9 protein-coding genes are annotated in these 8,626 nt (G+C 60.4%); 8 read left to right on the top strand and 1 reads right to left on the bottom strand.

Annotated features, from left to right (window positions below):
• Positions 1–87 precede the first annotated feature (87 nt).
• The 5 genes from epd (at position 88) to fba (ending at position 4,303) form a co-directional block, all read left to right on the top strand.
• On the top strand, positions 88–1,140 hold the full coding sequence (gene epd / locus ACW9JE_RS25980) for an erythrose-4-phosphate dehydrogenase (protein ID WP_457434358.1): 1,053 nt from the start codon (positions 88–90) through the stop codon (positions 1,138–1,140).
• A gap of 37 nt (positions 1,141–1,177) precedes the next feature.
• Entirely contained in the window at positions 1,178–2,341 is a 1,164-nt protein-coding gene (locus tag ACW9JE_RS25975) for a phosphoglycerate kinase (protein ID WP_457434357.1), read from the top strand.
• A gap of 34 nt (positions 2,342–2,375) precedes the next feature.
• Complete coding sequence (locus ACW9JE_RS25970) at positions 2,376–2,597, top strand: hypothetical protein (protein ID WP_224542061.1); 222 nt, start codon at positions 2,376–2,378, stop codon at positions 2,595–2,597.
• A 56-nt stretch (positions 2,598–2,653) separates the two neighbouring features.
• The gene (locus ACW9JE_RS25965) at positions 2,654–2,986 is read left to right on the top strand and encodes an MliC family protein (protein ID WP_224542063.1); all 333 of its coding nucleotides are present in this window, start codon (positions 2,654–2,656) and stop codon (positions 2,984–2,986) included.
• Between the two features lie 252 nt (positions 2,987–3,238).
• A complete protein-coding gene (gene fba / locus ACW9JE_RS25960; RefSeq protein WP_007981624.1) occupies positions 3,239–4,303 on the top strand; it encodes a class II fructose-bisphosphate aldolase in 1,065 nt (354 codons plus the stop codon).
• Positions 4,304–4,567: 264 nt separating this feature from the next.
• Here fba and ACW9JE_RS25955 read toward each other — a convergent pair whose 3' ends face one another.
• Positions 4,568–5,236, bottom strand: a complete 669-nt coding sequence (locus tag ACW9JE_RS25955; RefSeq protein WP_224541942.1) for a polysaccharide lyase family 7 protein — start codon at positions 5,234–5,236, stop codon at positions 4,568–4,570.
• A gap of 323 nt (positions 5,237–5,559) precedes the next feature.
• Between ACW9JE_RS25955 and ACW9JE_RS25950 the strand changes: the two genes are divergently transcribed.
• From ACW9JE_RS25950 to ACW9JE_RS25940, 3 genes are read left to right on the top strand one after another with little or no spacing between them, the layout of a single operon-like run.
• Complete coding sequence (locus tag ACW9JE_RS25950) at positions 5,560–7,683, top strand: putative bifunctional diguanylate cyclase/phosphodiesterase (RefSeq protein WP_457434356.1); 2,124 nt, start codon at positions 5,560–5,562, stop codon at positions 7,681–7,683.
• Between the two features lie 44 nt (positions 7,684–7,727).
• Complete coding sequence (locus ACW9JE_RS25945; protein ID WP_110965285.1) at positions 7,728–8,219, top strand: M48 metallopeptidase family protein; 492 nt, start codon at positions 7,728–7,730, stop codon at positions 8,217–8,219.
• 44 nt (positions 8,220–8,263) lie between these two features.
• Positions 8,264–8,560, top strand: coding sequence for a winged helix-turn-helix domain-containing protein (locus tag ACW9JE_RS25940; protein ID WP_457434355.1), 297 nt, complete (start codon positions 8,264–8,266; stop codon positions 8,558–8,560).
• Positions 8,561–8,626 lie beyond the last annotated feature (66 nt).

Genomic DNA, 8,626 nt, shown 5'->3' with positions numbered 1-8,626 from the left:
GGTTCTGTAGGAGCGAGGCTTGCCCGCGAAGACAATGGGACAGGCAACGCGACATTGACGGATTCACCACGGTAATCGAGAACCCCCATGCCCCAACCGCGTCCCTACAAAGTTGCACTCAACGGCTACGGCCGGATTGGTCGTTGCGTCTTGCGTGCTTTGTTCGAGCGAGGCTCGGCGGCTGGGTTCGAGATTGTCGCGATCAACGATCTGGCCGACATGGCCAGCATCGAATACCTGACACGCTTCGACTCCACCCACGGGCGTTTTCCCGGTGAGGTGAAGGTCGACGGCGATTGTCTGCATATTAATGGCGACTGCGTGAAGGTCCTGCGCAGTGCCACCCCCGAAGGCATCGATTGGGCGTCCCTGGGCGTCGATCTGGTGCTGGAATGCTCCGGCGCTTACCACACCCGTGAAGATGGCCAGCGTTTCCTCGACGCCGGCGCGCCGCGGGTGCTGTTCTCCCAGCCGATGGCCAGCGAGTCGGATGTCGACGCCACCATCGTCTACGGCGTGAACCAGGAATGCCTGAGCGGCAACGAACTGCTGGTGTCCAACGCGTCTTGCACCACCAACTGCGGCGTGCCGCTGTTGCGCCTGCTGGATCAGGCCATTGGTCTGGAATACGTGTCTATCACCACCATTCACTCGGCGATGAACGATCAGCCGGTGATTGACGCCTATCACCACGAAGACCTGCGCCGTACGCGCTCGGCGTTTCAGTCGGTGATTCCGGTGTCCACCGGTCTGGCGCGAGGCATCGAGCGCCTGTTGCCGGAACTTGCCGGGCGAATTCAGGCCAAAGCCGTACGCGTGCCGACGGTGAACGTGTCCTGCCTCGATATCACGATGCAGACGGTGAGCGATACCGACGCCACCGAGGTCAACCGGATCCTGCGCGAGGCTGCTTCCAGCGGTCCGCTCAAGGGCCTTCTGGCCTACACCGAGTTGCCGCACGCCAGTTGTGACTTTAACCATGACCCACATTCGGCCATCGTCGATGCCAGTCAGACCCGCGTTTCCGGCCCTCGGCTGGTGAACATCCTGGCCTGGTTCGACAACGAATGGGGTTTTGCAAACCGTATGCTGGATGTTGCAGAGCATTATCTGCAGGCAGCTGCCGCTTCAAAAAACTGATCTTAAAAACCGATTTGAAACCCAGGAACTGCGACCCATGACCGTGTTGAAGATGACCGACCTCGATCTGCAAGGTAAGCGCGTACTGATCCGCGAAGACCTCAACGTCCCAGTCAAGGACGGTGTAGTCACCAGCGATGCGCGAATCCTGGCTTCGCTGCCGACCATCAAGCTGGCCCTGGAAAAAGGCGCGGCCGTGATGGTCTGCTCGCACCTTGGCCGTCCGACCGAAGGCGAGTTCTCCGCCGAGAACAGCCTCAAGCCAGTCGCTGACTACCTGAGCAAGGCTTTGGGCCGTGAAGTGCCGCTGGTAGCTGACTACCTGGGCGGCGTCGAAGTGAAAGCCGGCGACATCGTGCTGTTCGAAAACGTGCGCTTCAACAAGGGCGAGAAAAAGAACGCCGACGAACTGGCCCAGCAATACGCCGCCCTGTGCGACGTGTTCGTGATGGACGCGTTCGGTACCGCTCACCGCGCCGAGGGTTCCACGCATGGTGTAGCCAAGTTCGCCAAAGTCGCGGCCGCAGGCCCACTGCTGGCTGCCGAGCTGGATGCACTGGGCAAGGCCCTGGGTGCCCCGGCCAAGCCAATGGCTGCGATCGTTGCCGGTTCCAAGGTGTCGACCAAACTGGACGTGCTGAACAGCCTGAGCCAGATCTGCGACCAGCTGATCGTCGGCGGCGGCATCGCCAACACCTTTCTGGCCGCTGCCGGTCACCCGGTCGGCAAGTCCCTGTACGAGCCGGACCTGCTGGACACCGCTCGCGCCATCGCCGCCAAGGTCAGCGTACCGCTGCCGGTGGACGTCGTGGTTGCCAAGGAATTCGCTGAAAGCGCCGAGGCCACCGTCAAGCTGATCGCCGACGTTGCCGCCGACGACATGATCCTGGACATCGGCCCGCAGACCGCGGCGAAGTTCGCCGACCTGCTGAAATCGTCGAAAACCATCCTGTGGAACGGCCCGGTGGGCGTGTTCGAATTCGACCAGTTCGGTAACGGCACCAAAGTCCTCGCCCAGGCCATCGCGGACAGCGCGGCGTTCTCCATCGCCGGCGGCGGCGACACCCTGGCGGCCATCGACAAATATGGCGTTGGCGAGCAAATCTCCTACATTTCTACCGGCGGCGGCGCGTTCCTCGAATTCGTCGAAGGCAAAGTGCTTCCAGCCGTTGAAGTTCTGGAAAGCCGGGCCAAGGCCTGAGGTCTGCCGTTTGACCAGGCAAGGGAGTGTTCAGATGGTCAGAACGTTTGCGCTGTTGATCGTCGCGGGTGCGCTGGCGGCTTGCGGGAGTAATCCCAAGGCCCCCGAAGTACCCGAGACGCCGGCACAGGAAAAGGGCTGCTACCAGGCTGACTGGCAGGCGGAAACCAATCCTGTGCTCAACAAGCGTTCCGGGCCTGATGGCCTGGACAAATACGAGACACAGACTCCCGCCAAGGAACGTGGATGCCCTTGACGGGTCTGACTCTTTACTCAGGGCCGGCGGCGTGCGCTGCCGGTCGAGGAACACGGATGAAAGGATTGATCGCCATTACGGCGCTGGCATTGCTGGCCGGGTGCTCCAACTTGAACCCGTTCCAGTCGTCCGCCCCGGCAGACAACTGGACCACCTGGACCTGCGACAGCCAGGCCAAAGTGGTCTGGCGCTACGCCGACGAGAGCCGCAATCAGGTCGACGTGCGACTCGGTGGCGCCGATCAGGTCTACCGCTTGAAGCAGGAGCCGGGCGCGTCGGGTGCGCTGTACAGCAACGACATGCTGGCGTTTCACATAAAAGGTGAGGAAGGCCTGGTTTACTGGGTCGCCACCAATGATTTGATTGGGCGTGGTTGCAAGGCGCAATAAGGCCTGCCCCCATCCTGTAGGAGCGAAGCTTGCTCGCGAAAGCGGTTCATCAGACAACGTCTGCGTTGAATGTGAGGGCCTCTTCGCGAGCAAGCTTCGCTCCTACAGGGTGAGGTGTTCGACGCTTACGTAAATGATGCAACACCGAATCCGCAGCCCGGGCTCAACCCCCGATCTGCAATAACTTGAATAGCCGCCGCCGCTCCGGCAGGCTGGCACGATTAACGACTTCAACCGGGAGAGACCCTAACAATGGCACTTATCAGCATGCGCCAGATGCTGGACCACGCAGCCGAGTTCGGCTACGGCGTTCCAGCTTTCAACGTCAACAACCTTGAGCAGATGCGCGCCATCATGGAAGCCGCTGACAAGACTGACTCCCCGGTGATCGTCCAGGCTTCGGCCGGTGCCCGCAAATACGCCGGTGCCCCGTTCCTGCGTCACCTGATCCTGGCGGCGATCGAAGAATTCCCGCACATTCCGGTGTGCATGCACCAGGACCACGGCACCAGCCCTGACGTCTGCCAGCGTTCCATTCAACTGGGCTTCAGCTCGGTAATGATGGACGGTTCCCTGGGCGAAGACGGCAAGACCCCGACCGACTACGACTACAACGTCCGCGTTACCCAGCAGACCGTGGCCATGGCTCACGCCTGCGGCGTTTCGGTAGAAGGCGAGCTGGGCTGCCTGGGTTCGCTGGAAACCGGCATGGCCGGTGAAGAAGACGGCATCGGCGCCGAAGGCGTTCTGGATCACAGCCAGATGCTGACCGACCCTGAAGAAGCCGCTGACTTCGTCAAGCGCACTCAGGTCGATGCCTTGGCCATCGCCATCGGCACCAGCCACGGCGCCTACAAGTTCACCAAGCCGCCTACCGGCGACGTACTGGCGATCGACCGCATCAAGGAAATCCACAAGCGCATTCCGAACACTCACCTGGTGATGCACGGTTCGTCTTCGGTTCCGCAAGAGTGGCTGGCGATCATCAACCAGTACGGCGGCGACATCAAAGAAACCTACGGCGTACCGGTTGAAGAAATCGTCGAAGGCATCAAGCACGGCGTGCGCAAGGTCAACATCGACACCGACCTGCGTCTGGCATCCACCGGTGCGATGCGTCGCCTGATGGCCACCAACCCGAGCGAGTTCGACCCACGTAAATTCTTCGGTGCCACCGTGACCGCCATGCGCGACGTGTGCATCGCCCGCTACGAAGCCTTCGGCACCGCCGGCAACGCCTCGAAGATCAAAGCGATCTCCCTGGAAGGCATGTACCAGCGTTACCTGAAAGGTGAGTTGAACGCCAAGGTCAACTAAGACCTCCGCGTTTGAGTCATATGAAAAACCCGCCGATAGGCGGGTTTTTTTGTAGGCGACGGACCTGATGCAGTCAGTTAAGCCGCCGCAGGACCTGTAGCAGCTGGCGAAGCCTGCGTCCGGCTGCGAAGCAGTCGCAAATTCAGGCAGCGCGGTTTAATAGATCGATCCGGTACACAGGTTTTACGACTGCTTCGCAGCCGGACGCAGGCTTCGCCAGCTGCTACAGGGATCGTGCCTGGCACAGGTAGCAATGTGAATTCGTCATTTGTCGTGATCGATATCCAGCCGGCTGAACGTCACTTTCCCGCCTTCGCTGGTGTATCCGGTGTTGTCCTGCACATATACCCCGGCCTTGAAATACAACGGCTTGACCCGCCATGTCGCGCTGATCTGGGTGTCCCACTGGTAACCTGCGGCACTCAGACCAAGGGCGCCGCCGGGGCTCAAGTGGATCAGGTAGGAGAATTCGCGGTCCAGTTTAACCCCGGTGGCGATGGTGATTACCCGGCCTTCATCATCATCGGGATGCATGCGCACCTTGGCGACGATGTTGCCGGTCTGGGTTTTGGTCTTGTATTGATACTCGAGTTTGACCAGCGGCTTTTGGCTTTCATAGGCATGAATCTGGCCTATGACGATCTTGCCCGAACTGGGCACCTGATTCACCGTTAGAGTGGCGTGTAACAGGTTGTCGGCGTCCGGGTAGTACCAGTTTTTAAGCGTGCCGTTGCTGTAGGTTTCCCGCAGTTCGGTGCGCGGATAGATCGCGTTTTCAGTGCGCGAACCTGTCACCGGTGACCAGAAAAACAGGGTGCCGGTATCGGAATGGAAATACTGATTCTTGTAGCCTTTGACCAGTTTGGAGGTTTCAACGGTGTACGGCGGACTGCCGACCGGAACGCTGAGGTTCCAGGACGCAAGGTCAATCATTGGCTAAGCTTCCACGAATTTTTTGCAGTACGGGCGTACCAGAAGCTCTAACACGCGCCTTTGACGGCGGCCTTTATAAACATAGAAGACTTTTTTGTTAATGCTGGCATCGCCGGATCTGTGGCGTCAAAGAACTGTTAAAAAGCCATACTTCGCGGTTTCATTGGCTTTCAGAGGCGACCGTTAGTCGGTAAATTAATGCCTTGGTTAAATGATGGCGCACTGACAGCTTCAGCTTTTTTGGATCCAGGTCTAGAGTGAAGCCATAGTATCTGTCCGGTTTTCACAAGAAGCCGGCCTCGTCCCGAACAAAGAGAAGCAGCATGGAATGCGCGCAATCCCCGCCAATTGACGGCAACTCAACGTTATTGATCGTCGACGATTACCCTGAAAACCTGATCAGCATGCGCGCGTTGTTGCAGCGCCAGGACTGGCAGGTCATCACCGCTGCCTCGGGTTTCGAGGCGCTTAGCCTTTTGCTCGAACACGATATCGACCTGGTGCTGCTGGATGTGCAGATGCCCGGCATGGACGGTTTCGAAGTCGCGCGCCTGATGCGCGGCAGCCAGCGTACGCGGCTGACCCCGATCATTTTCCTGACCGCCAACGAGCAGTCTCAGGACGCCGTGATCAAGGGCTATGCCAGCGGCGCCGTGGATTATCTGTTCAAGCCGTTCGATCCGCAGATCCTCAAGCCCAAGGTCCAGGCGTTGCTGGAGCACCAGCGCAATCGCCGGGCCTTGCAGCGCCTGAGCCACGATCTGGAGGTCGCTCGCGCTTTCAATGCCTCGGTGCTGGACAACGCCGCCGAAGGCATCCTGGTGGTGAACGAGGACGGCCTGATCAACTTCGCCAACCCGGCGATGTCGCGCCTGCTCAATGCCACCGTGCAGGAACTGCAGGGCAAGGAATTCCTGGATTTCCTGCAAAAGCCACACGTCCCCGTGTGGGCGGAGTCGGAGTTGCTGGACGGCTACAAGCGTGGCGAGACCTACCGCCTGCACGATGCGCTGCTGCGTACCGCGCGCGGGCAGCAAGTGCCGGTGGCATTGTCCTGCGCGCCGCTGCCAGCCGAGCAGCACGCGATGGTGGTGACGGTGCAAGACATGTCGGTGGTGCGCCACCTGCATCAGCAGCTCGAATTCCAGGCTGTCACCGACCCGCTGACCGGCTTGCTCAACCGCCGCGGCTTCTACCAGACCGTGGAAAACCTGCTGCTGCGCAGTGAGCACAACGACAGTGCCTGGGTGCTGATGTACCTGGACCTCGACGGCTTCAAGCGGGTCAACGATTCCCTCGGTCACGAATCGGGGGATCGTGTGCTGCGCTGGGTGTCCGAGCAATTGAAGGCCTGCCTGCGGCCGTTCGACATTCTGGCGCGCATCGGCGGTGACGAATTCACCGCGTTGCTCGACCTCGAGTTCCCCGAGCAGGCCTCGCGAATTGCCGAGAAACTGATCGAGCGGGTGTCGATCTGTCAGCAGATCGACGGCCTGGATATCGCGCTCGGTGTGAGCATCGGCATCGCCACCTACCCCGATTGCGGGGCCAATCTGGACGGTCTGCTGCGGGCATCGGACATCGCGATGTACGAAGCCAAGCGCGCCGGCCGCCAGCAATATCGCTTCTACGATCACGACATGAACGGCCGCGCCCGGTCCCGGCTGATGCTCGAAGAAAGCGTGCGCACCGCCATCGAGAATCGCGACTTCAACCTGGTCTATCAGCCGCAGGTGGCCATCGCCGACGGTCGGATCCGTGGCTTCGAAGCCTTGCTGCGCTGGCAGCACCCGAGTGTCGGTGATGTACCACCGGGTCTGTTCCTGCCTTTGCTGGAAGAGGCGCGCTTGATCAGCCGCCTGGGCAGTTGGATCTATCAGCGCGGCGCCGGACAGCGCAAAGCCTGGGAAGCCCTGTTCGCCGAGGATCTGGTGCTGGGCGTCAGCTTGAGCAGCACTCAGTTTTCCATGCCCAATCTGGTGACCGAACTGCGTCAGGTGCTGGAGCGTCATGGCCTGCAACCTCGCCATCTGGAAGTCGAGGTGACCGAAGAGGCGTTGATGCGCCACCCGGAAGAAACCCGCAAGCAGCTGCGACTGCTGCGTAATCTGGGAGTCAGGGTGGCGCTGGATGATTTCGGCTCCGGGCCGTGCTCCCTGGCGCATTTGCGGGACCTGGAGCTGGACACGCTCAAGCTCGACCGCCACCTGATCGCCCGGATTCCCGAGTCTTCACGGGACGCCGCGCTGGTGTCCAATGTCATCGAACTGTGCAAACGCTTCGGCATGCTGGTGATCGCCGAAGGGGTGGAAACCGTCGAGCAGTACGAGTGGCTGCAAGCCAACGGTTGCGAGTATGTGCAGGGTTTCCTGGTGGCGCGGCCGATGATGGCCGAAGACACCGAGCGCTTTGTGCAGCCCTTCGACTGGAGCGCGCTCAGCGGTTGAATTCGCTACACTGGCGACCTTTTCGTCATGTGTGTTGCCTTGCGATGACCGCGTTGAAATACCTCCAGGCTTATCCTGCTTCGCTGCAGGATCAGGTGCGCCAGCTGATCGCCGAAGGTCGGCTGGGCGACTACCTGAGCAAGCGCTACCCCGAGCAGCACGGTGTGCAGAGTGACAAGGCGTTGTACACCTACGCGCTGGACCTCAAGCAGGAATACCTGCGCAATGCCCCGGCCATCGACAAGGTGCTGTTCGACAACCGCCTGGACCTGACCCATCGCGCCCTCGGTCTGCACACCACCATCTCGCGGGTGCAGGGCGGCAAGCTCAAGGCCAAGAAGGAAATCCGCATCGCCTCGCTGTTCAAGGAAGCGCCCGCCGAATTCCTGAAGATGATCGTGGTTCACGAGCTGGCGCACTTCAAGGAATCGGATCACAACAAGGCGTTCTACAAGTTGTGCGAGCACATGCTGCCGGGCTATCACCAGATCGAGTTCGATGTGCGGGTGTACCTGACCTGGCGGGACATGCAATAGACAGATCTTCCGGACTTTTCATCTTCTGAAACAGAGGCGCATGGATGGACGTAAGCAAGACCAAAAGCAGCTTCTACCGCCGCCTGTACGTGGCCTACCTGATCGACAGCGGCCTGGCCAGCAGCGTTCCGGCACTGACCGAGGTCACCGGCATGCCAAGGCGTACGGCCCAGGACACCATTGCGGCGCTGGCGGATCTGGATATCGTCTGCGAGTTCGAACAGGAAGAGGGCGCCCGCAACCATGCCGGGCGCTATCGGATTCGTGATTGGGGGGTGATCGATCGGGGGTGGATCGAGCGGCATTTGCGGCGGATCAAAGAGGTTTTGGAGTATCCCTGAACTCCTGCGGTGACTGGTCTGACGCCTTCGCGAGCAAGCCCGCTCCCACATTGGATCTGCGTCGTT

This window comes from Pseudomonas sp. SDO55104_S430, assembly GCF_054070595.1.
Note: the sequence above shows the minus strand (reverse complement) of the source record. Positions and strands in the feature narration are given on the sequence as shown.

What these genes read in the sequence shown, in the direction of transcription:
- ACW9JE_RS25945 (WP_110965285.1), top strand. Translation starts at nt 7,728, where the DNA reads ATGACCGCGTTGAAATACCTCCAGGCTTATCCTGCTTCGCTGCAGGAT.
- ACW9JE_RS25975 (WP_457434357.1), top strand. Translation starts at nt 1,178, where the DNA reads ATGACCGTGTTGAAGATGACCGACCTCGATCTGCAAGGTAAGCGCGTA.
- ACW9JE_RS25955 (WP_224541942.1), bottom strand. Translation starts at nt 5,236, where the DNA reads ATGATTGACCTTGCGTCCTGGAACCTCAGCGTTCCGGTCGGCAGTCCG.
- ACW9JE_RS25965 (WP_224542063.1), top strand. Translation starts at nt 2,654, where the DNA reads ATGAAAGGATTGATCGCCATTACGGCGCTGGCATTGCTGGCCGGGTGC.
- fba (WP_007981624.1), top strand. Translation starts at nt 3,239, where the DNA reads ATGGCACTTATCAGCATGCGCCAGATGCTGGACCACGCAGCCGAGTTC.
- epd (WP_457434358.1), top strand. Translation starts at nt 88, where the DNA reads ATGCCCCAACCGCGTCCCTACAAAGTTGCACTCAACGGCTACGGCCGG.
- ACW9JE_RS25970 (WP_224542061.1), top strand. Translation starts at nt 2,376, where the DNA reads ATGGTCAGAACGTTTGCGCTGTTGATCGTCGCGGGTGCGCTGGCGGCT.
- ACW9JE_RS25940 (WP_457434355.1), top strand. Translation starts at nt 8,264, where the DNA reads ATGGACGTAAGCAAGACCAAAAGCAGCTTCTACCGCCGCCTGTACGTG.
- ACW9JE_RS25950 (WP_457434356.1), top strand. Translation starts at nt 5,560, where the DNA reads ATGGAATGCGCGCAATCCCCGCCAATTGACGGCAACTCAACGTTATTG.